The organism is Micromonospora sp. DT227 (assembly GCF_049841835.1).
Classification (GTDB): Bacteria; Actinomycetota; Actinomycetes; order Mycobacteriales; family Micromonosporaceae; genus Micromonospora.
The window spans coordinates 1,175,592-1,196,555 of the sequence record NZ_JBNCLA010000001.1 but is presented as its reverse complement, the minus strand read 5'-3'; the positions used below and the strand labels follow the sequence as shown (position 1 = coordinate 1,196,555).

Annotated in this window: 22 protein-coding genes; all 22 read right to left on the bottom strand. The window is 70.4% G+C overall.

Annotation, left to right across the window (positions count from 1 at the left end; all coding sequences use genetic code 11):
- Window positions 1-9: 9 nt before the first annotated feature.
- Window positions 10-645, bottom strand: coding sequence for a hypothetical protein (locus tag ACLQ2W_RS06140; RefSeq protein WP_425785567.1), 636 nt, complete (start codon window positions 643-645; stop codon window positions 10-12).
- Entirely contained in the window at window positions 635-1,012 is a 378-nt protein-coding gene (locus tag ACLQ2W_RS06135; RefSeq protein WP_425785566.1) for a hypothetical protein, read from the bottom strand. The genes ACLQ2W_RS06140 and ACLQ2W_RS06135 overlap by 11 nt, the downstream gene beginning before the upstream one ends.
- Entirely contained in the window at window positions 1,013-1,456 is a 444-nt protein-coding gene (locus ACLQ2W_RS06130; protein ID WP_425785565.1) for a hypothetical protein, read from the bottom strand.
- 5 nt (window positions 1,457-1,461) lie between these two features.
- Window positions 1,462-2,373 carry a peptidoglycan-binding domain-containing protein gene (locus tag ACLQ2W_RS06125; protein ID WP_425785564.1) on the bottom strand — a complete coding sequence of 304 codons (912 nt, stop codon included), beginning with the start codon at window positions 2,371-2,373 and terminating at the stop codon, window positions 1,462-1,464.
- A gap of 1 nt (window position 2,374) precedes the next feature.
- A complete protein-coding gene (locus ACLQ2W_RS06120) occupies window positions 2,375-2,530 on the bottom strand; it encodes a hypothetical protein (protein ID WP_425785563.1) in 156 nt (51 codons plus the stop codon).
- 73 nt (window positions 2,531-2,603) lie between these two features.
- Complete coding sequence (locus tag ACLQ2W_RS06115) at window positions 2,604-2,876, bottom strand: hypothetical protein (RefSeq protein ID WP_425785562.1); 273 nt, start codon at window positions 2,874-2,876, stop codon at window positions 2,604-2,606.
- Between the two features lie 57 nt (window positions 2,877-2,933).
- Window positions 2,934-3,632 carry a hypothetical protein gene (locus ACLQ2W_RS06110; RefSeq protein ID WP_425785561.1) on the bottom strand — a complete coding sequence of 233 codons (699 nt, stop codon included), beginning with the start codon at window positions 3,630-3,632 and terminating at the stop codon, window positions 2,934-2,936.
- Window positions 3,632-5,122: a hypothetical protein gene (locus tag ACLQ2W_RS06105; protein WP_425785560.1), complete on the bottom strand. Its 1,491-nt coding sequence runs from the start codon at window positions 5,120-5,122 to the stop codon at window positions 3,632-3,634. Before ACLQ2W_RS06105 ends, ACLQ2W_RS06110 begins: the two co-directional genes overlap by 1 nt.
- 105 nt (window positions 5,123-5,227) lie before the next feature.
- Window positions 5,228-6,187: a hypothetical protein gene (locus tag ACLQ2W_RS06100; protein WP_425785559.1), complete on the bottom strand. Its 960-nt coding sequence runs from the start codon at window positions 6,185-6,187 to the stop codon at window positions 5,228-5,230.
- 30 nt (window positions 6,188-6,217) lie between these two features.
- A complete protein-coding gene (locus tag ACLQ2W_RS06095; protein ID WP_425785558.1) occupies window positions 6,218-8,494 on the bottom strand; it encodes a Gp37-like protein in 2,277 nt (758 codons plus the stop codon).
- A 24-nt stretch (window positions 8,495-8,518) separates the two neighbouring features.
- The gene (locus ACLQ2W_RS06090) at window positions 8,519-9,400 is read right to left on the bottom strand and encodes a phage distal tail protein (RefSeq protein ID WP_425785557.1); all 882 of its coding nucleotides are present in this window, start codon (window positions 9,398-9,400) and stop codon (window positions 8,519-8,521) included.
- 161 nt (window positions 9,401-9,561) lie between these two features.
- Complete coding sequence (locus ACLQ2W_RS06085) at window positions 9,562-15,159, bottom strand: hypothetical protein (protein ID WP_425785556.1); 5,598 nt, start codon at window positions 15,157-15,159, stop codon at window positions 9,562-9,564.
- A 34-nt stretch (window positions 15,160-15,193) separates the two neighbouring features.
- A complete protein-coding gene (locus ACLQ2W_RS06080; protein ID WP_425785555.1) occupies window positions 15,194-15,472 on the bottom strand; it encodes a hypothetical protein in 279 nt (92 codons plus the stop codon).
- 173 nt (window positions 15,473-15,645) lie between these two features.
- A complete protein-coding gene (locus tag ACLQ2W_RS06075) occupies window positions 15,646-15,981 on the bottom strand; it encodes a hypothetical protein (RefSeq protein WP_425785554.1) in 336 nt (111 codons plus the stop codon).
- Between the two features lie 35 nt (window positions 15,982-16,016).
- Window positions 16,017-16,211 (bottom strand): hypothetical protein, encoded by a 195-nt coding sequence (locus tag ACLQ2W_RS06070; RefSeq protein WP_425785553.1) that lies wholly within the window; start codon window positions 16,209-16,211, stop codon window positions 16,017-16,019.
- Window positions 16,212-16,345: 134 nt separating this feature from the next.
- A complete protein-coding gene (locus ACLQ2W_RS06065) occupies window positions 16,346-16,966 on the bottom strand; it encodes a hypothetical protein (RefSeq protein ID WP_425785552.1) in 621 nt (206 codons plus the stop codon).
- A 124-nt stretch (window positions 16,967-17,090) separates the two neighbouring features.
- Complete coding sequence (locus tag ACLQ2W_RS06060) at window positions 17,091-17,492, bottom strand: hypothetical protein (RefSeq protein ID WP_425785551.1); 402 nt, start codon at window positions 17,490-17,492, stop codon at window positions 17,091-17,093.
- Complete coding sequence (locus tag ACLQ2W_RS06055) at window positions 17,489-17,917, bottom strand: hypothetical protein (RefSeq protein WP_425785550.1); 429 nt, start codon at window positions 17,915-17,917, stop codon at window positions 17,489-17,491. The genes ACLQ2W_RS06060 and ACLQ2W_RS06055 overlap by 4 nt, the downstream gene beginning before the upstream one ends.
- A gap of 14 nt (window positions 17,918-17,931) precedes the next feature.
- A complete protein-coding gene (locus ACLQ2W_RS06050; protein WP_425785549.1) occupies window positions 17,932-18,246 on the bottom strand; it encodes a hypothetical protein in 315 nt (104 codons plus the stop codon).
- Entirely contained in the window at window positions 18,243-18,953 is a 711-nt protein-coding gene (locus tag ACLQ2W_RS06045; RefSeq protein WP_425785548.1) for a hypothetical protein, read from the bottom strand. The genes ACLQ2W_RS06050 and ACLQ2W_RS06045 overlap by 4 nt, the downstream gene beginning before the upstream one ends.
- Complete coding sequence (locus ACLQ2W_RS06040; RefSeq protein WP_425785547.1) at window positions 18,950-20,500, bottom strand: hypothetical protein; 1,551 nt, start codon at window positions 20,498-20,500, stop codon at window positions 18,950-18,952. Before ACLQ2W_RS06040 ends, ACLQ2W_RS06045 begins: the two co-directional genes overlap by 4 nt.
- A 15-nt stretch (window positions 20,501-20,515) precedes the next feature.
- Window positions 20,516-20,935 (bottom strand): hypothetical protein, encoded by a 420-nt coding sequence (locus ACLQ2W_RS06035; RefSeq protein ID WP_425785546.1) that lies wholly within the window; start codon window positions 20,933-20,935, stop codon window positions 20,516-20,518.
- Between the last annotated feature and the right edge of the window lie 29 nt (window positions 20,936-20,964).

Here is a 20,964-nt window from a genome sequence, read left to right as displayed (position 1 = left end):
GCTCGTGCGCTACAGCAGGCAGCCGAGCAGCGGCAGGCAGATCAGTCCGCCGTCCGGTGCCGGAGGCGGCGACGTGGACGGCGGTGGTGGCGGCTTCGGAGTGGACGAGGCCGGCGGGCGGGGCGCGGTCGTGCCGGCGGGCGGCCGGGGCGCGGGGCCGGGCTGCGCGCCGGGCTGGCCGGGGCGGTTGCCGCCGGTCCGACGGGGTCCCGGTGTGGCACGGGGCGTGTTCGGTGTCGCGCTTGCGGTGCTCGCGGGCCGTCCGCCGCCGGCGCAGCCGTAGCGTCGGCGCAGGTCCTGCACCGCGGCGTCGCGCGGGTTGATCCGGTCGGCGAGGGTGCAGGCGTCAGCGCGGAGCTGCCGCAACTCGGCGTCCTGCCGGGCGACGTCCTTGTCCCTGGCCTTGCGTCGGGATTCGAGGTCGGCCGCGAAGTCCCGCTCCAGGGCGGCGAGGCGCGCCCGGCTGTCTCTGTCGGCGTCGGCCCTGACCGCCTGCCCGATCAGGTAGGAGGTGATGTTGGTCAGTACGAACGCGGTGACCACGGCGAGGAGGATCACACGCACGCGGCGGGTGAGGTCCTGGCCGATGATCGGTTCGTCGGCCAGGACGGGCGACAGCCGCCTCCGCTTGCCCTCATGGAGCATTGCTGGTCCCCCTCTGCCCGGTGTCCAGGTCGATCCCGTGGCGCAGGAGGTAGGACTCGTACCGCAGCACCTTGCGGTGCTCGACGTCCCAGGCGTCCTGCCACTGGCGGGTCAGAGCCCGCTGGTCATCCAGCTCGTCGTCGATCCGCTGTTCGAATCGGGCCTGCCGGCCGTCGGTGACCTCGGTCTTCTTCGAACGCAACGCGAACCAGCCCGTTGCCAGCGCGACGAGCAGCGTCACGGCCTGACCTACCCACAGCAGCTCGACCGGTGGTTGTGACCCGGCCGCCTCTGCCGCGACTGCGGCGATCACCAGCGCGGCGCCGGCATCGCCGTACGTCCGCGCGGCGACGAGGGCGTTCCACACTCAGTCACCTCCAACCTGCCGAGGGGTGGCTCGTGCCGCGATGATGGCCAGCAGCGCGACGACGAGCACGGAAGCTGGTGCGCTCCACGACAGGATCCGCGAGTGGTAGATCCAGGAGGACACCAAGCCAGCGGCCCAGGTCATGTACCAGATCGCGAGCAGCCATAGGCAGATACGCAGGGAGCGGCCATTGCTGGTGCGGCCGATGCGGTACGCGGCTGTGAACGCCATGACGGTCAAGGCGCCGAGCACGACGCCGCGCAGCCTCATGCCGCCGACGGGCGGGAGGCTGCGCAGTACGTCGTAGCTCGGGGCCTGGTAGGCGATGTCCCCGGCGAGTAGACCCACCACGTCCCAGGCGGCCTTGGCCAGCAGAACGGTCACGATGGTGCGCCAGCGGATCGCGGGGACGGTGGGCAGGCGCGGCCAGTCGATCGAGACCACGCCCGTCAGCCCCTCAGCGCGCCGACCGTCTTCGGTCCGGCCTGCCCGTCGGCACCCAGCCGGCGGGTCTTCTGGAAGGACCGGACGGCCGCCTCGGTCTTGGCGCCGAAGTCGTTGTCGACGGTCAGCTTCGCGCCCCGCTTGGTGAGCAGCCGCTGGAGTTCGCCGACGTCGGCGCCGGACATGCCGCGCTTGAGCGTCCGGCCGCCCAGGTTGGTGCGCAGCGCGCCGAGGGTGGCCGGGCCGATGACCCCGTCGGCCGTGAGCCAGTGGCTGCGCTGGAACGCACGCAGCGCCTTGTCCGTGGCGGGGCCGAAGTCGCCGTCGACGGTGAGCTTCGCGCCGCGCCGGTTGAGCAGTTCCTGGGCGTCCTTGACGTCCTGGCCCCGGGTGCCCTGCGAGAGCAGCCGCGAGCCGAGTGCGGCCGGCTTGGGCGGGGCGGCCGGCGGAGTGGGCGTCTTGCCCACGATGGTGGCCAGGCCGAACGGACGGCGATCGTCGTCGCCGTCGGGGTGTCCGGACAAGTGGAAGTGCTTGTCGTGGGGGTTGCTGCCGCTGTACTTGCGGGCGGCCCAGCCGGACGCCGCCGACCAGATCGTCCGGTTGTAGATGATGTAGATCAGCCGCTTCTCCTTGCCGGCGCGGCAGCGGCCGACCAGGTAGGCGACGATCATCGCGGCCGTGAGGCGGGGCACCCGCAGGTCGACGTCGACGTCGATGGCCCGGACCTCGTTGATGTTGTCGGCGTCGCCACGCTCGGCGTTCCCCGATTCGTCCGGGTTGTGGCCGGACGGGTACTGCTGGTGGGCGAGGTTTCCCACGGACCCGTCGCTGGCCTTGTCTCGACGTGGAGCGACCGCGTTCAGCTCGACGCGGAATTGCTCTGCCCACCCGACCAGCACCCACGGCGTGGCCATCTCAGGCCACCTCCTGGTGCTCGGCCGGGTCGGCGAGGTGGACGGCGTCGCCGAGCACCTGCGCCTCGTCGACCGGCTCGCCGGTGACGGTCTCGGGGTCCTCCTCGACGCCGGCCGTGATGACGATGTTCGGCTCGTCAAGCTCCTGCTCGGACACGGCAGGCTCCTTCCGATGGGTACGAAAAGGGCCGCCCACCCGAGTGGGTGGACGGCCTGGTGGACGGGGTCGGTCAGCGGGCGACGGGCGTCGCCGTGTAGCGGGACGGGTCAGCCGGGTCCTGGACGACGTCATATCCGTCGGCGGTGAACGGGCCGTAGACCGTCTTGTCGACGACGGTGGTGATGCCCGAGACGTCCTGGGTGGTCGCCCCCGGCAGCGTGACGGTGCCGTTGACGGTGACGGTCTTGGTCACCATCGTCGGCTCGCCCTCGATGACGACCTGGAACTTGATCGGCTCGATGGGCGAGTAGCTGGTCTTGTCGAACTCGACGCGGACGGTCACGGGAACTCCTGTCGTACCGGTGGAAAGAGGCATGGTGGTGACTTCCGTGGCGGGCGGTCAGAAGACGGGCATGCCCGGTGTGGGCTCGGCGAACGGCGTGGCCAGGGCCGCGGCCGGGCGCAAGACGATCGCGAACACCACGGCGTTCTGTTCGGTCATGGAGCTGGTCAGCGTGCGGGTGAGCCCGGTGGCCGCCGACAGGGATCCGGCGGAGTCGAAGACGGACATGGTGAGGTCGGCGGAGCCCGCGTTGGTGGCCAGGCTCGCTCGCCGAGCTTCGCCCACCGTGCTGCTGGACCAGTTCGCGATCCCGGCGGCGCCGGGAATGTGGCGGCTGGCCACGCCGTAGACCAACCAGCCGCCGGCGGGGACGTCCACGGGCGGGGTGGTCTGGACGGTGCCGGCCACGCCGGCGACCATCTGCGCCGCGGCGACCGGTGCGGTCGGGTCGACGCCGCGGTACGCGCCGGCCCACGCGCCTTGCTTCGGTGTGGCGTTGGTGAGCCAGTCGTAGCTGGCAGGCTCGGACGCGGCCCTGCGGGAGCGGAGCCGGGCGGACAGGTTGCTGCCGCTGGAGGCGTCGCCGCGCGTGGCCAGCCCGGGCACCGGTTCGGTGACCGTGGCCGAGGTGTGAAGCATCGCGAACAGGTGCACGACGAAGTCGCCGTCGACGACGCCGCTCAACCCGGGAACGGTGCAGCCGGACTGAGCGCCGGGCGGCATGATTTCCTGGTCGTCGACCCTGGAGATGGGCATCAGCTCGCCACCATCTGGATGGACACCTTGGTGGGCGCGGTGCTGCCGACGGCGTCGATGTCGACCGTGAGGTAAGAGCCCGCCGGCCACGCGGTCGTGGCGAGCGTGGTGGCCAGGCCGGAGGTGCGGGAGCCGGAGGTGATCCGCGGCCGGTTGGCGCTGGCGTAGACGGCGGCGCCGTCGAGACGCGGGTTGATCACGAAGTCGCCGCCCGCTGGGGCGGTGCCGCCGGCGCTGGCGACGAAGCTCCGCAGGGTGAGCGTCGAGGTGGTCGGGTTGTAGAACCGGTACTGGCCGGTTCCGACCGCGCCGGTCTCCTGGTACCAGGTGTTCGTGATCGTCGGCGCCCCGCCCGCGCCGCCTGCGGCGGTGACCCAGGTACCGGGGGCGCCGGCCTCGGTGCACACCCACAGCGCGCCGTTGGAGTCGATGACGGCGTCGTTGGTGATCCACGTACCGGTGGTGGGCGCGCCGGCGCTGGTCCGTACGCCGCGGAAGTTGATCGGCGACAGGCCGTTGTAGTTCCCGCCGGCCCGGACGCCCTGCATACCTGCCAGGACCCGGGTGGCGACCATCCAGCCGGGCTGCGACGCGTGGCCGGTGCCGTACGCGCCGAACAGCGCCTCGCGCTGAGCGGCTTGGCTCGGGTTGGTGCTCAGCTCGAAGAAGCGGCCGGTGCTCGGTCCACCCGAGCCCTGGGCGTACTCGAAGACTCGGCGGGCCACGCGGTTGGCGGTGCTGGGCGCGTCGCGGCCTTCTCCGTTGCCGTTCTGCCAGCCGGTCTTGACCCACACGCCGCCGGGGGTCGTGGACCCCCACTGCACCATGTCGGGCAGGTTGTCGTCGCCCGAGTAGATCGCCTGCATCCGCAGCCACGGGTTGCCGTTCTGGCCCTGCGCGGGGTCCGGCGGCTGTGCCACGTTGCCGACGTAGGTGCCGCCGCTCTTGGGCGGGTTCAGCAGGATCGCGCCGGAGGTCTGGGCGGGGGTGAGCAGTCCGAAGCCGCCTCCGGGGACCACGCCGACGACCTGGCCGACGACCCGGGCGTCCGGTGCCGGGACCGCCATGTCGGCGGCGTCGGCCAGCCCTGTGCGGTGGGGGTTGTTCGCGGCGACGTGGGCCGCGAGCGCGGATTCGATGCCGCCGGCGCGGGCGATGACGTCCATCAGTGCGGCGCCGGTCCAGCCGTTGATGAGCAGGCGCGGTCCGCCCGCGGCCTCGGCCCACATGGCGGGCACGTTGTCCGGGCCGAGGAATGGGGCGATGGTGCCGGCGGCGCGGCCGTCGGTGCCGTCGGACGAGACCACGAAGGTGATCGGGTTGTTCGCGGCGTCGACCAGGTCCTCGTACCGGGTGCCGTTGGTCTCCTGGTCCCAGAACGTCACCTGGATGCCGCCGGCTGCCTGGACCAGGCCGGGAATGCCCTCGATGCTGTCCTGGGAGGTGAAGGTCCAGTCGGTCAAGCTGCCGCCGAACCAGAAGCGGGTCATTCAGTGCATCCCTCTCGTAAGGAGCGCATGGAAAAGCCCGGACCGGCGAGCGGTCCGGGCTGAGGAAGGGGATGTCGGGGTGGTCCGCGGGTCAGCAGCTGCTGGTCAGTACCGAGCGGGCCAGCTGACCGGGTGGATGATCACGAACTGGTTGTCCAGCAGCGCGTTGGCGTAGCCGAGGATGCCCACGTCGCCGGTCGACGGATTGAGATAGAACCGCGCGAATGAGTCCTGGTGGGCGCCGGACAGGTAGGCGATGACCCCGTTCGGCGGCCGGTAGTCGGTCGGGAGGTTGAACAGCACGATGTCGGTGCTGGCCGCCGTCGACCTGCCGGGTGTGTTGCGGTAGAGGATGGCCTGCATGTAGACGAATCCGTTGCGGCGCGTCAGCATCACCCGGGCGTTGTCCCAGCCGGACTTGACCGTGACGGACAGCTCAGCGCCGTCCTCTCCGATGAGGTGGTACTTCTCGCCGTACGCGGCCAGCGTTCGGCCCTTGTCCCACTGCGTGACGATCTGCCCAGGCTTCGGCGGCGGCATCCGCGTCGAGTGCGTGACGATCCCTGGCGGCGCGATGAAGTAGTCCAGCGGTGTCACGTCCGCTGCGGCGATCGACGGCAGGCCGCTGTTGGCCTGCGTCGAGTTGGTCGACGCCACCCGGACAGTGCCGACCGGAATCTCCCAGACGCCGTCGGCGAGGGTGTTCTGCTCCACCGACGGCGGTACCGGGTTGGCCGATGGCGCACCCTGCTTCAGCAGGAACCGGGCGCTGAAGTCGGATCGGTCGAGCCGGAGGACGCCCAGGTCCAGCCGAGGGAATCCGCTCGTGTTCGCGGGCACCGGCACGGTCAGTCCGTTGGCGTCGGTCTGCCAGCGGAAGCCGCGGATGATCGCCTGCCGCAACGCGCGCAGCTTGATCTGCCGGCCGGTGGAGTCCGCGTACATCAACGAGCTGACCGACGGGGAACCGAGCAGGCCGGAGCCCGTGATCTCGGCCATGAGCAGTTCGTAGGCGGCGTCGGTGACGGCTCCGCCGCCAGCGACCGGGTAGGAAGTCTCGGCCACGACGGGCCACCCCCATGTCGTACGTAGTGGCTATCGGGTGAGCCCGCGGCGCTCCAGGTAGCCCACGCGGCGGTCCAGCTCGCGCATGCGTCGGATCCAGGCGGAGTCGTAGCGAGCGGACTGGTCGCCGATGGTTGTGCCGACAACCTCGCCGGCGGTCGGCCATGCCTGAAGGGAGACCGTTTGCACGGGCGCGGTGACGTACTCGCCGAGGTCCAGCTCGATGGACACCAGGTCGCCGACGTCGTAGTGGATTCCGTATCGCTGGTCGACGGTGTCGGCGGCGTTCGACGCCAGCCGCCCCGACTGGCCGTTCTCCTCCAGCGCCTGCGTCGCGGCGTCCTGCATCTCGGCGAGGGGTGTGGTGCCGGGCCGAGGGACGTAGCCCTCGAAGCGTCCCCAGGCGAGCTGCGCCGAGTCCGTGGTGGGCAGCTCCCGGATGAACCGGTCGGCGCCGGCGTCCGCGTCGGCCTGCCCGCCGACGATGGGGTGGGTCAACTTCGGCGCTGCCTCTTCGAAGCTGTAGAACTTGAGGTTGCCCTTGCCGAAGGAGAAGAACGCCTCACGGGAGAGGTCCCGGGAACGGACCACCTCGAACAGCACCTGGTCGCCGACCTGCCTGGTGCGGAAGCCCAGCGAGTCGTCCGGCTGGCCCGCCCCGTTGCCGAGGGTGGCCATGCGGCGCAGGACGTCGGTTACCTTCTCCAGCCGCTCGCGGGGAGCGACGTCGGAGGTAGGGCCGAGCTTCACGGTGCCGGTGCCGCTGATGCCCGAGAAGGTCGCCACGACGAGCCGCGGCACGCGCCGCGCGGGCAGCGCGTTCGGTCCGGCCTGCGTGGCGACCAGTTGCAGCATCCCCAGCTCAGGGTTGCCGGTGTAGGTCCAGTAGTCGGTGGTCTGCTGCTCCGGCGTCTTGGACGGATCCGGGTAGGCCAGCCGCGCGCCGAGCCACGCCATGTCCTCGGCGAAGCTGATCGTCAGGACCCCGACGCCCCCCTTCTCGCCATCGTCTGCCCGTTCGCGCAGCTTGCTTTCCATCGGGCCGGCGATCAGGACGTGCTGGCGTCCGAGGACGCGGCGGAGGATGACGATGCGGCACCCCGGCACAAGCTGCTCGCGGACGTACCGGTACGCGGGGATGGTGACCTGCCCGGATCCCGGTTCTTTCCACCGCTTGGTGGCTTGGAGGCTGGTCCAGCCGTGCAGCGGGTCACCGATGACCTGGCAGTTGGCGTCGGTGACCAGGATCGTGTAGTCGGCCCGCAGCAAGCGTGCCGCAGCGGGCCCGGTGACGGGCAAGCTCGATGGCGGCGGTGGCGGTGGCGGCTGCCCGGTGTCGGCCGGGGGCGGTGTTTCCGGCGCCGGCGCGGGATCGTTGGCCGGGGGCGGCACCTGACTGGAGTAGTGGGTAGCGGCGATCGAGTTGAAGGTGGCCAGGGGCGGCGGTGGGTTGCCGGCCAGGACGACGTACTTGTACGGGTCGCCGTTCGTGCCGCTGCCGCCGTGCCGGTGGTCGAGTTGGAAGGCGCGTAGCGTGCCGATCCCGGAGATCGACGTGCCGTTCCAGTCCTGGTTCCACCAGATGAAGCCGTCGAATCGCCAGCCCTGGGCGGCCTTCGACCAGGTGTCGAGCTGGTCGGCGACGCCTTGCAGCCAGCCGGCCCGGGCGCTGCCGGTGGTGTCCCATGGCAGGCCCACGGCGCCCATCTCCGGGAAGACCCGCGGCCGGGTGTCGCCGGAGTTGAAGCGGTATGCCTTGACGCCGCTGAGGAACGCGGCCGGGTCCGGGTAGGAGGTGGCGACCTTCCCGTCCGCGCCGTAGGCGTTGGTGTACATGTCGATGCCGAGGTAGTCGCCGCGTCCGGTGTCGTGGACGCTGTAGCTGCGACCGGACACGTTCTCAGCCCATTGCCTGGTCAGTACGTGCCCATACCGCACTCGGGAGCGGACGCCGGCGGGCAGCCCTTCGACCATGTCGGCGAAGGCGTTGAAGTTCGCCTTGTACGCCGACGGCGACAGGTCGCCCTCGGGCTCGTGGCGGTCGGTCAGGTAGAGCACGGTCATCCACGACGGCATGTTGATCAGCCGTTGCCGCAGCGCCGACAGCTTGGTCGAGTCGCCGTCGATTTTCGTGGAGCAGAACGGGATCGCGTCGCGGCGCCGGCAGTAGTCGAAGCGAAAGTCGTCCCAGGCCGGCAGAGTCCCGTCGGAGTTCGGGAAGATCCTCAGCCACTGGTTGACCGGCACGCGTGGCTCCCAGGCGGGGAACGCGTTCTTCGGCGGCGTCGCGCCGACGCGGTAGGTCACAGGCGGTCACCCCCGCCCGGCCGGTCAAGCGGTCTCGTACCGCGGGGTGAACGACAGCTCTACCTTGGTGCCGTCCCCGGCGCCGGAGACGACGAAGGAGATTTCGTTGGGCCCGTCGAGCAAGGGCCACAGCTCCGTGCCGTCCTCGTTAAACCAGTCGATGTAGCGGGCGAGGTTGCTATCTCCTGGCCCGCGCACCGTGGGTGGCTCGGTGGTGATGGTGGCCTGTTGGCCGGCGGCCAGGCTGTAGGTCAATGCGAACCGGGACCCGACCGTGAAGTTCGTGGCGGTGATCTTCGTCAGCGGGCCTGTCAGGGTCCAGACCGGCCACGCCTCGACGTCGCCCGCGTTGTCGATCGTCGTCGGCGGCGCACCCTCGTTGCCGGAGATGACGCGCGACGAGGTGATGTTGAAGAACGGGCTGAGGAACGCGCTGTTCTGGGGGGCGAACGTGCGCTCGACCGTGACCGACTCGGCGTCCTGCCAGTAGCCGTCCGGGCAGTAGAGCTGGACGATGTTGCGGCTGGACAGCCAGTCCTGGCCGGCTTCCCCTTCCAGGCCGGATTCGTAGAAGCAGGCGATGAGGCGGGCGCTGCCGTCGGATCGGGCGACCTTGATCCAGCCGGGAACCATCCGCTGGGTGGTCATGGTGATCGCGCGGGTGATTCGGCGGCGCCGTTCGGTGTACTCGATCTGGTTGCGTCCGCCGATGTACAGCGGCCATTGCAGACGCCGCGGCTTCGAGCGGATGAACCGGACCATCTCGCCGCCGCGCGGCCGTGGGTCGGTGACCAGTTCGATCGGCGTGGCACCCCATCCGGCCGGGCCGGGCATGGTGAACCAGCCCAGCTCCTCGGAGGTGTTGGTCAACGCCCACTCGCGGCCGGTCGAGTCGATCCACGTCATCCGGACCGTTCCGACGCTGGCGCGCGCCGACGTCGGAGGCCGCGGTGACTCGACGACATCCGGGACGATGACCTGTCCGGCCGCAGCAAGGATCGGCACCGCTCACCACCCTTCGGGCGTGGATGCGGGAAGCCCCGCCCCGACGTGCGGGGCGGGGCTTCCTACCAGTTCGGGCGGTCGAGGCGGTTCAGCGCGTCTTGCCGCCGGTTCATCGCGGTCAGCCGCGATTCGTCGAGGGTGCTGTTGGCGAACTCGAAGTGGTTGTGGATCTCCGATCGAGCTGCCGTGTCGCTGCCCCTGCCGGCCAGGAGCTGGCTGATCTGCGACCACTGGCTGTCGGTGAAGACGGGCTCTGGCCGGCCGGTCCCGTTGTAGACCGTCGTGACTCCGGGCGGCAGGTATCCGCCCTGGTCGTATGCCCAGTGCAGGTGCGCGTTGGGCATACCGTCGACACCGTGGTTGCGTAGCAGCGAGTCGCTGTACGTGTGGTGCTGGCCGTTCCAGATGTTCCTGTACTTGTCGCCGAGCCAGATCAGCTCGCGGGTGCCGTCGAAGAAGTGGTCGTGGATGTAGTTGAAGACGTCCTGCCTCGGAGGCAGGTCCACCGCACGACCTTCGTCGCCGTCGGCCGCGATCATGGAGTGGTACGACCGGTTGCCCGATGCAGTCCGCGAACCGGGCCGGTAGCCGCTGTAGAGCGGCAGTCCCGGGAACACCCGGCGCAGGATCCGCATCATGTCGGCCGAGCCGATGCCGCCGCTGCTCCGGGCGCCTCCGGCGGTCGCCGCCGACAGGGCGACGGCTCGAACCTCATCCATGGTCGGGATGTGGGTCATCCGCGTCTCGACCGTGAACGGGTACACAGCCCCGCCCTTGGCGAACCCCGGGAACATGTCCCGGGGCAACAGCCGCCGGCGCATGGCCTCCATCAGGCCTTGGCCGTAGTAGTCGACCGACGCGGCCGGCTGGACGAACTCGCCGTTGGACAGCCAGGCAGGAATGGAGTCGGACGTTCCCGTGCCAGGCCCCCACACGCCGCCGCCGCGAGCGAAGGCGGACACGTTGACGCCGTAGCCATCGCCCCAGCCCTTGGCTGCGGCCTGGGCCTTGTTCTGGGTGTAGTCCTTCCACGCCCGCTTCGGATCGAGGCCGTTCTTCAGCGCGAACTGGGCGACTTGCAGCTTCTCCAACTCGTCGAAGACCTGGTCGAAGCCCTTGGTCTCGTAGATGGTGGTGACCTTGGGATCGACCTCGCCGTAGACCTTGATCAGATCGCGGGCCTGCTTCTCGTCCAGGCCCATCGCCTTGACGTCGGCGTACAGCTTCTCGATCCGCTTCTGGTAGTCGGAGGTGGCCTTCTTCATCTCGACGCCACCGGCGATGTCCGCCAGGTAGCGCTCGCGGACGGCAGTGGCAGCCTCTTCGAGCGCGTCCCGGTTGTTGAACGCCTCCTGCGTCTGGGCGCTGAGGGCGTCCTTGTTCGCCAGGCCCGCCTTCCGCCCTGCTTCGACCGTGTTGCGGAGGTTGAGGTTCGCTCGGTTGAGAGCCTCCTGCGCCTCGATCGAGTTCTTCGCGGCGCCGGTCTGGTTTTCGATGGCTGCGCGCAACGCGTCGGCCTTCGCCGCAGCCGTAGCCTGCGAGTCGCCGAAGGTGTCGACGAGCCGCTTCAGGACGGCGATCCGCTCCTGGTTGGCCCCGAGCTTCTCGTTGAGCGCGAACTGCTCGGCTGTCAGCCGTGGCGTCGCCCGAGCAGCCCGTTCCTGCGCATCGGCCAGCGCCTTCTGGGCCTCGGTGGACGCGGCCAGCTCACCGAATTGCTTCTCCAGCGCGGCGGCGAACCGACGCAGCTCCATGCCCTGCCGGATCTGAGCCTCGGTGGCCTTGTCCGTGAACTTGATGCCCGTAGATGTGTCGTCGGCCAGCGGGATCAGTGCTTTCGACTTCTCCCGGAGCGCCTCGATGACCTGCCGCTGGGCGTCCCGCTCACCTGCGGTGGCGCGGGCGATCGACTCGACGCTGATGCCGTATTCCTGCGAGCGGTTGATGAGCCGCTGAAGCTCGGCACTCTGATCGATAACGGACCGGACAGCATCGCTGGACAGGTCCTTCGTCTCCCGGTAGGCCCGACCGAGAAGATGCAGCGCCTGCGTCAGGTCGTCAACGCGCTGCTGCTGTTCCGCCGACTTCTGGGAGAAGTAGGAAGCCGCGATCGTGGCACCGGCGATCGCCAGCCCCCACGGCCCGCCGAGCAGCCCTGCAAGGTTGCCGACGCCAACTCGCATGGAGCCGGCCGCCGTCTTGGCCCGGTTGAGAGCCTGCCCGAAGCGTCCGGTGTGGTCCGTCGCCTTCAACGTGGTGCCACTCAGCGCCGCTGTGGCCGCCTGGCTCGCGGCCGTGGTCTTGGCGGTTTCCCCGAGCACCCTGTTGGTGAGCGAGGCGTTGATCGCGAGCAGCCGCGTACGAGCGTTCAGCAGCAGCAGTCCGGCGCTCCAGGCCGCCATCAGGCCGACCAGGATCTCCAAGGCCCAGGTCGGGAGCGTGTTGAGCACCCGGGCGAGCGTCGTGAATGCCGCCACGACCAGGGTGCCCGTAGGGGCGGCTGCCGCCACGAACCGGGCGGCGAACTCGACGAGCTGACCGATCAGCTCGACGACCCGCGGCCCGTTTTCCCGGATGTAGGCCAGGAACTGCTGAAATCCCTGGTTGTGCTCCAGGGTGGTCGCCCACGCCGCGAACCGCTGTGTCAGCCGTTCGAGTCCCCCACCGATGTCGTCGTTGAACGGGGTGAAGGCCAGGAACAGCCCGGCCAGGCCCGTCGCGACGTTGCGGCCCATCCGGTACAGCCGCTCCAGCGTCGGAACGGTCTCCTTGTCCAGGAAGCCGAAGAACCGACGCCAGGTGGCGTCCGTCGAGAGGAAACGGGTGGTCTCCTCGAACATGCCGCCGATCGCCGCGGCCACCCGACCGATGAAGTCCTCGGCCCTGGGCAGGTACGGCAGCAACGTCTCGATGGACCGCTGGACGCCGGGCAGCATGTTGGCGCTGGCGGCGTTGCGCAGCGACAGGACTTCGTCCCGCAGCCCGAACAGGAACTTCGCGAAATTCTGGGCCTCGGGCGACAGCATCCGCATCGCGTCGTTGAGGTTGTCCAGCGCCTCACCGCCGGCAACGCCTTGCCGCACGGCCGCCTGCTCCGCTTGCCGGTGCGCGGCGGCCAGGGACCGCTGCGCCTCGGCGAGAGAATTCGCCGCCTGACGGGCCTGGTTCTGCTGGGCCGCCTGCGCCTCGCTGACGCGCCCCTGCGCGTCGGCGATGCGCCGTTGTCCGTCGACCTGCGCCCGAACGACGTCATCGCGAGCCCGCTCCAGCGCGCGCTGCGCGGTGGCGACCCGCTCGTCCGCGTCGGCGATGCGGCGGCGCGCGGCCACGACCTGGTCGGAGCCTTCGACTCCCTTCTTGTTGGCCTCGGCCTGCTCGGCGGCGAGCCGGCGGCCCTCCCGCTGGAGGTCCTGGATCTGCTGGATCCGCCGGTCGTAGGTGATCTGCGCCTGCTCGCGCTCGGCTTCCGACGCCCTCGGGTTGGCCAAGACAGCGTCGAGTTCCTTCTTCGCCTTGGTGACGTCGAGGTTGGCCTGCCGCTGCTCGATCGCATTCCGCTTGACGGCGGAGTCCAGCTCGGCGAGCGCGTTGACCGCGTCGCGGTACGCGCGCGTCAGCCCTTCCCGCGCCTCCCGCGCGTCGACCTGCGTGCGGATGTAGGCCCGTTCGGAGTCGTCCTCCCGCTCGACGGCCTGCCTGACCGACTCGGCGGCCTGCCTGCGGGCTTCCCCGACGGCAGCCTCGGCCTCGGCCACGGCGCGGGCGGCGCGACGTGCCGCTTCGGCGTTGTTCGCCCGGGTGTTGGCCAACGACCGCTCGGCGGATTCGATGGCCTCAACGGCGTTGACGCGCTGGGCGTTGGCCCGCGAGAGGGACGCTTCGGACTTCTGCTGGTCCTGGTCGAGCTGCTGCATCGCCTTGACGGCGTCGCCGATGCCGCTGAAGCCCAGCGCCATGACGCCGACGCCGATCGCGCTGCTCGCCGCGGCCGTGCCGATGAAACCGATCGCGCTGGCCACCGCGGCGGCGGCCGGTACCAGTGAGGTACCGAGCGAGACACCGACAGCAATAAGCTGTTCGAGGCGCGACAGGGAGACCGAAGCCTCCTGACCCACTCGCCGCACCTCGTCGGCACCGGTGGAGTGGACCCTGACGGTCACGTCGTCGCCGTCGAGTCGCGTGGCGATGCGCTCGACCGCGGCGAGTTCGGTGGCTGCGGCGACGGCGTCGGCGTGCACGTCGATCGTCGGGTTCGACCTGGCCAGCTCGATCAGCTCGTTCTTGATGAACGCGATCCGCGCCTGCGCTTCGGCGGCGTCGATGTCGACGCCGATGCGGGCCTGGCTCAGGTCACGCAGCTCGTCGCGGATCGACTTCAGTGCGAAGTCGGCGTTCGAGGCGTTGACGTTGAGGTCGATGTCCGGCAGGGACGAGTACGCCTTCTCCAGGTGCTTACTGATCCGGCCGGCGAAGGTCCTGGAGAACTCTTCCTCGGCCACGCGCGCGGCTTCGCGGTCGCGGCGTTGCTGCTCCCGATGGGCCGCGTCGGCGGTCCGCTTCTCGTCCTGGGCGGCCTTGTCCTGGAGTCGGCGCCGCTCCCGCAGGTACTGCTCGGCGAGGCGGGTCTGCTCCCGCCAGTACCGCTCGGCCTCACGCTCGCGACGCTGGGCGTCCTCCCGGTCGGCCCGGGCCAGCTCGGCGCGTTCCCGCTCGGCGGCCTTGATGCGTTCCTTGCGTTCCTGCTCGGCCTGCTTCTCGCGGCGCTTCCGCTCTTCCTCGGCTTCCTTGGCGGCCTGCTTCTCCGCCTCGGTGACCAGCTTCGCCATGGTCGCGTCGACCGCGCTCAGCGCCTGGTCGGCGTTGACACGCAGCCGGATGCTCTCCGCGTAGCGGGACAGGTCTTCCAGCTCGCGGCGGACGCCACGCAAGACGGTCATGGCGTCCTGCTCGCTGATGTCGATGCCGACGGTCTGCTGGGACAGGCCCCGCAGGATCTGGCGCAGCTCGGCCAGCCGTCCCTCGTCGGTCTCGACATCGACGCGGATCTCGGCTTCGGGCAGGTGCTTGATCGCCTTGCCGAGGCCGTCTTGCAGGATGCGGTCGAAGGCGCCGGAGAAGTCCCGGCCGAGCCGCTCGGTGACCGTGTGCGCCTCGGCGAGGAACTTGTCGACCTGCGCGGTGGCGACGTCCAAGTCCAGCCGGAGCCGGTTGTCGTTGGTCTGGGCGCGCAACTGCCGCAGCTCGTCGCGCAGCCGCTCGACGTCCCGCAGCGCGTCGGCGGCGTCGATGTCGAGCGGAAGCGGCTTGCTGGCCAGATCGACGACCCGCTTGCGGGCCTCGGACAGCCGCTGCTCGAACGGGGTGACGTCGCCGTCGATGTTCAGCACGGGCAGGGCCTTGGCGACGGCCTGCATCCGCTTCTGAAGGATGTCGGAGAAGTGGCCGGCGTACGACTCGGCGGCCTTCCGCCCGCCGGTGCGGGCCTGCTTCTCGGCTTGCTCGGCGCCCTTCTTCGCCCCGTCCTCGAACCCCTCGGGCAGGGCATCGCCGACGGCCTTGCCGATCTGGTCGGCGATGTCCTTCGCGCCCTTGGCGAGGTACTTCTCGATGTTTTCGAAGGACGGGATGATCTGGATGAACGCGTTGCCGACCTCGTACACCAGTCACCCCCTTCGCGCTGTTGGGGGGTGAGGGCTACGCGGCCGGTGAGGTGCCCGTGGTGGCCTTGTGGGGCAGCAGCCGGGCCACGAGGCTGCGGTGCTGCACGTCGCGCTGCCGGCGGCGCACGCGGTCGATGGCGGTGACTGGACGCGGCGTCGGGGCGAACTTGCGCGGAGGAACTCCCCGGGCGGCGATCGTGGCGTTGATCAGTTCCCGGATCAGGTCGACCAGGTCGGACAGTCGCTCCACCTCAGCGGAGTAGTCGGCCATCCGCTGCTGCGGCTTGCGCTTGAGCGCATCGCTGCGCAGCACCTCGGCGGCCCATTCCTCGTCGTTGCTGATGGCCTCGACGTACGCGGAGTTGCGGGGCAGCGCGTCGATGTAGTCGAGCAGCGCCGACCAGCGGCGGGCCTGCCACTCGGTGGTGAGGTCGACCTTGTAGACCCGACGCAGGTCGGCTCGGATGGCTCGCCCGTACCTGGAGATCAGGCTGGCGAGCCGGCGGCTTCCCCCGGGGTGGGCAGCCCGTAGTGCTTGGTGTAGGCCGCCATCAGCTTGTTGAGCTTCCAGGTCGGCAGGTCCGCGTTGAAGAACTGCTCACGGTCGTCGGCCGGCAGGACGAGCGACATGAAGTAGACCGGGTCCTTCATGGCGATCATGAGTCGCTGCCAGTCGACCTCCTGCGGGTCGGACATCATGTACCGCTTGCCGAGGTGCTGGAAGGTGAATGGCGCCTTCGTGCCCTCGCGCTCCAGGGAGTCGAGGTCGAGGGAGACGTCGGGGCCTGCGGGGTTCGGCGTGGTGGTGTCGTCGGTGGTCATGGCTGGGGTGGGCTCCTTCGTGCTGATCGGGTCGGTCAGTTGCTGCTGGAGGCGGGCTTCGTCGCCGTCGTCGTCGTGCTGCTCTTGGCGCTCTTGGCGGTGTCCTGGACCCAGCCGTCGAACTTGAGCCGCACGGCGTCGGCGGGCGAGTGGGCGGTGCGCCGCTGTTCCTCGCCGGAGGTCGGGTGCCTGCGGGTCCAGACGCCGTAGTCGGTGGTGGCCTTGGGCATGGCTGTCTCCTTGCGGGCGGGTGGGCTGAGGAAGATCGGGGCGGCCCGAGCCCACCCCCAGGCGGGCCGCCCCGACGTTTCGCGGGCACGAAGAAGGGCCGCGGCGTCGCTGCGGCCCTGGTCATGCGGTGGGGTCAGGCGGTGGCCTGGTCGATGCCCATCTGGTCGAGAAGCGCGAGCCAGCCGGGCCCGGCGAAGATCCAGCGGTGGCTGTAGCCGAGGGCGGACGACTCGAAGCCGGTGAAGGTGAAGCCGTACGAGATCGGGTCGTCGCCTTCGCCGTAGGACTGCTCCGCGAAGTCCGTGATCCTGGCGTTCGGCATGTATCGGGCGATGTAGATCTCGCCGTCCGACGACTCGTCGACGAACAAACCCAGCACGTGGTAGTAGCGGGGGTTCGGCAGGGTGGGCTTCTCGATGCTCAGCTCACCGGTGACGGCCTTGGCCTTCAGGCCGGCGATGTCGGCGCCGGTGTACATGCCGATGGTCAACAGCTTCGTTTCCAGCGCCGTGCAGGACATGGTCACCGTGTCGTTGGTGACGTCCTCCCGGATGGGCTCGGTGCTGCCGAAGGCGCGCACCTGCGAGGACTCGGTCTCGCGGCCGTAGCTGGATCCGTCGGTGCTGGTCCAGCCGAGGTCCTCGTAGCCGGTCGGCAGCGGGGCGAGGTCGGCGGTGGCGCCGGCGGTCAGGTCGGTGATGGGATTGGCGGTGGACTCGGCGACGAAGACGGATCCGTCCCTCGCCTTTCGCACCAACTCCTGCTTCTTGTCGCGAAGCGCGGCGTAGGACACAACGACCCCTTTCTAGGTCGAGGCATGGGAAAAGCCCCGACAGGCGAGGGCCAGCGGGGAGGGGGTGGGCTTGGGCGCGGGTGCGCTACCCGGCGACGCGGTAGCGGCGGGACACGACGCGGTATGTGGCGCTGAAGCGCCGGACGCCGGGACCCCAGGGCAGCTCGGTCGGGCTGACCTGGCAGGTGACGGAGTCGAGAACGGCAGGGCCGGCGCGGTGCTTGGCGCCGGTCAACATCTGCCGGACCCGCTCGGCCAACTCCTCACCGCCCCGGTAGGTGGTGTCGAAGACGTCGACCTCGACGGTTGCCCAGTCGTGCAGCAGGTCGCTGTTGCCGCCCAGGCGTCGTACGCGCACGAACGGCACTGCGGCGAGCAGGTCTTCGGGTGTCGCGATGCCGGTGTGGCCGGGCCCGCCGGCGAGGGATCCGAGGATCAGCAGCAGCGCGGCCTGCACGTCGGGGAACCGGCTCCACGGCTGCGTCACCGCGACCGCCTACGCCTCGCGGCTCGGCGGGCGATCGACCTCGGGTGACGCCGGCCGTCGAAGCTGCCGAGGTGCTCGGCGGTGCGGTGCAGCACCAAGAAGCCACGCGCCTCGCCGTCGCCGGCCCTGTGGGTGGCACCAACCTCGATGAGTTTCGCCTTGGGCGACAGGTTCGCCAGGTGCACGCCGCGGCGGGCCATCGGCGGATCACCGATGTCGGTGACCAGCACGTCGATGAGCACGAACTGGTCCGCGTAGTGCTCGTGGTCCTTGTCCTTGGTTTCGGCGCTGCGGGGCGCGATCCGCTCGGCGAACCGCTTGCCGGACTGGCCGACCTGTCGGCACACGCGGTGCACCTCGGGGCCGACGGCCATCCGAGCGATCTCGGGCTTATTGAGCTGGAATCCCTTGAAGCGGACGCGCATCGGCTCACCGCCTTTCAGCCGGTTACGAGCCGGAGCACGATCACGACGCCGGAGGTCCCCCAGTCCTGGGGCTTGCCGTCCACCTCGTAGAGGTCGCCGCGCACGAGGACCTGGTCGTTGGCGCGTACGTCCGTGGCCGGCGGGGCGTAGATCGTTCCGTCGGCTGTGACCTGGTTCGCGCCGGTCAGGTTTTCCACGCTCGGCCCGGGCGCGAACAGGCAGCCAGCGACGGCGAACCGCGCCGTTTCCCCCGGAGTCGGGTCGCCGAACTGGTCCCGAGCCGGCGGCCGGATGATGACCACCGTTTCGGTGTTGCCGCTGGACGTCACAGCCGTTCACCGGCTCGTCGACCACGCCGGTCGTCGTGCAACCAACCGGTCATGAGGCTGCCGGGGCTGGCGCGGATCGTGCCGACCGCTGTGGCGGCGACGGCCGCAGCCTGCGACGTGTTCGGGCTGAGCATGGCCACCTCGGCGTCGGTGACGACGAGCAAGCCGGCCGCCGAGCCGATGTCGAACGTCCGCGAGAACGGACCGACCGTCTCGGCGCGCAGTCCGCCCGGATTGCGCAGGACCCTGAGCACCATGTTGATGACGGCGTGGCCCAGCGTGTCCGGGTCGAGCTGGCCTGCGGCTACGCGTTCGGCGAACCGCGGCAGGTTGGTGCGCAGCATGTGTGAGGCGCGACGGAGCAGTTCTTTCGTCAGTCCCTGTTCCGCGTCGGTGAGCGGCCGGAACATCCCCTGGACCTCGCCGATCGTGGCCAGCGGCGGCGGGCCGCCGACCGCTCGTGCCCGCACGTAGTAGGAGTCGCTGGCGGTGACGGTGCCGGAGGCGGTGAACCTTGCTTCCCACACGCCCGGGCTGGATGGCAGGAGCGTCACCGGGTACGCGCCGGGCGTGCCGGACGCTTCGGAAACGGGCAGGTCCTGCTGCACGATGTCGCCGGCCGGGTTGATCCAGCAGACGGTGACGTCGGCGCCGGGCGTGGTAGTGAAAGTCAACTCCAGGGCGTCGCCGACGGTCACCAAGCTCATGCCGACCTCCTCACGCTCGTCGCTGCGGTGGTGGCCGTGACCCAGGTTGGCGGCTCCTGAGCGGTGATCTGGCGCGACGGCGCGACGGCCGCTACCGAGTGCGGGCCGGCGTGGATCTGCTCCGTTGTCGGGACGACGGGAACGGCGGTGAGGTCGACCGCCACCGGGTTGAGGACGACCGTGACGGCGACAGGCTCAGCGCGTACCGGCACGGCGGCCAGGTCGAGGCCGACCGGGGCCAGGTCGACCGTGACCGGCTGCGGCTGCGCGGCGACCGGCGGCGCGGTCAAGGTGAGGTCCGCCGGCCGTAGCGTGACCGTGACCGGGCCGGGCATGGGTGTGACCGGCGGCGCGGACAGGGTCACGCCGGCTGGTGCCAGCGTCACCGTGGCGGCCGGCAAACCCGTCGTCACTGGCGGCGCGGCCAGTGTGATCGTGGCCGGCGTCAGGGTGACGGCCACCGGGCGCGGCGCGGAGTCGACGGGTGGGGCGGTCAGCGTGATCGCGGCGGGGGCGAGCGCCACGGCGACCGGCCCGGGAACCGGGCTGACCGGCGGCGCGGTCAGGGCGACGCTGGCCGGAGTTAGGGCCACAGTCACCCGGCCCGGTGCCGGTGACACTGGCGCGGCAGTCAGTACCAGCCCGGCCGGGACCAAGTTGACCGTCACCGGGCCCGGGGCCGGCGTGACCGGTGCAGCGGTGAGGGCGATCCCGGCGGGAGCGAGGGTGACGGTGACCGGCTGCGGTACGGGGGTGACCGGCGGCGCGGACAGGGCCAGTGCTGCCGGTGTGAGCGCGACGGTGACCGGTTGCGGGACCGGCGTGACCGGCGGGGCCGTCAGGGTGAGCGCGGCCGGGCTGAGGTCGACCGTCGCATGGGTGACGGCGGGCTTGATCTCGATCAGCCCGGCGATCATCGACGAGGCGACCGCGTTGGCCACCGTCACCGCTTCGCCACCGTAGCTGCCGCCGGCGGCGACCAGAAGGCGCGCGTTGGCGACGGCGATGTTCGCGTTGGTGGTGGGCCGCGACGTCGCAGTGTCCGTCGACTCGGTGTACGCGGCGTTCCAGGTCAGGCCGGTCGGCCCCGTGCTGCCAGCGGCGACCCGGGCGTGCGCGAAGCCGTGCAGGGCCGCGCCCGCCGCGACCCCGGCCAGCGTGGGCAGCGCCGCCGAGGTAGCCGCTGCGGCCGTGGACACTGAGGCTTGGCCGATCGGAGAGACCGGGTCGGCACCTCGGTACGCGGCCATCTCCCAGCCGCCGGTCATCGCGCCGCTGTTGGTAATGGTCGGCGCGGCGTCGGCGGTTTGCAGCAGCCGGTACCAGGCGTAGATCCGCGAGTTCGCGCCCTCGTTGACGGGGTTGGTGATGCCGGGCACCGGGCTCCACCCCGAGGGGGCGGCCATGGTCAGGGTGGTGGCCGACACGTGGCCCACCAAGACCGCGACGTCGCCTGCCGCCCAGCCGGCCGGCAGAGCGGTGGCGAACGCGGTGCTGGTGGATGCCGCGCTCGTGCCCGACGACGCAGCGACGAACGAGACAGCCACGGCGGCCTCCGCCGGTTAGCTCGCGCGCAGCAGGTCGGCGATGTTCACGTTGAGCCCGCCGTCCATCGGCTGCGGGAAGCTGGTCGTGAAGACGATCAGAACGTCGCGGGCGGAGTCGTTCGCGCCCGAGCCGTCGATCAGCGCGACGCCCTGGGCGGTGACGCCGGGAGCTGCCGCGTAGGTGAGGTTCGCGTAGTCCAGCGAGGCGCGGTCGGCGGCGTCGTCCTCGGCGACCGCGCCGCCAGCGAGCGACAGGCGCTCGCCGTGGATGTTGACGCTGGCCACGGCGTCCAGGTCCGCGACGGTGTTGATGTCCGGGTTGTTGACGCCCGTCTGGGTTCCGGTGAACACGATCATCTGGGCGTTGGCGCCGAGGCTGGCGAGCAGGGCGGCCAGCGCCCGGTACTTGCCCCGGTTGGTAACGGTCTCTGCCATGGGTCTCTCCGCGGAGCGCGTGCGGCCTC

What these genes read in the sequence shown, in the direction of transcription:
- ACLQ2W_RS06140 (WP_425785567.1), bottom strand. Translation starts at nt 645, where the DNA reads ATGCTCCATGAGGGCAAGCGGAGGCGGCTGTCGCCCGTCCTGGCCGAC.
- ACLQ2W_RS06125 (WP_425785564.1), bottom strand. Translation starts at nt 2,373, where the DNA reads ATGGCCACGCCGTGGGTGCTGGTCGGGTGGGCAGAGCAATTCCGCGTC.
- ACLQ2W_RS06110 (WP_425785561.1), bottom strand. Translation starts at nt 3,632, where the DNA reads ATGCCCATCTCCAGGGTCGACGACCAGGAAATCATGCCGCCCGGCGCT.
- ACLQ2W_RS06105 (WP_425785560.1), bottom strand. Translation starts at nt 5,122, where the DNA reads ATGACCCGCTTCTGGTTCGGCGGCAGCTTGACCGACTGGACCTTCACC.
- ACLQ2W_RS06090 (WP_425785557.1), bottom strand. Translation starts at nt 9,400, where the DNA reads ATGACGTGGATCGACTCGACCGGCCGCGAGTGGGCGTTGACCAACACC.
- ACLQ2W_RS06075 (WP_425785554.1), bottom strand. Translation starts at nt 15,981, where the DNA reads ATGACCACCGACGACACCACCACGCCGAACCCCGCAGGCCCCGACGTC.
- ACLQ2W_RS06070 (WP_425785553.1), bottom strand. Translation starts at nt 16,211, where the DNA reads ATGCCCAAGGCCACCACCGACTACGGCGTCTGGACCCGCAGGCACCCG.
- ACLQ2W_RS06055 (WP_425785550.1), bottom strand. Translation starts at nt 17,917, where the DNA reads ATGCGCGTCCGCTTCAAGGGATTCCAGCTCAATAAGCCCGAGATCGCT.
- ACLQ2W_RS06045 (WP_425785548.1), bottom strand. Translation starts at nt 18,953, where the DNA reads ATGAGCTTGGTGACCGTCGGCGACGCCCTGGAGTTGACTTTCACTACC.
- ACLQ2W_RS06035 (WP_425785546.1), bottom strand. Translation starts at nt 20,935, where the DNA reads ATGGCAGAGACCGTTACCAACCGGGGCAAGTACCGGGCGCTGGCCGCC.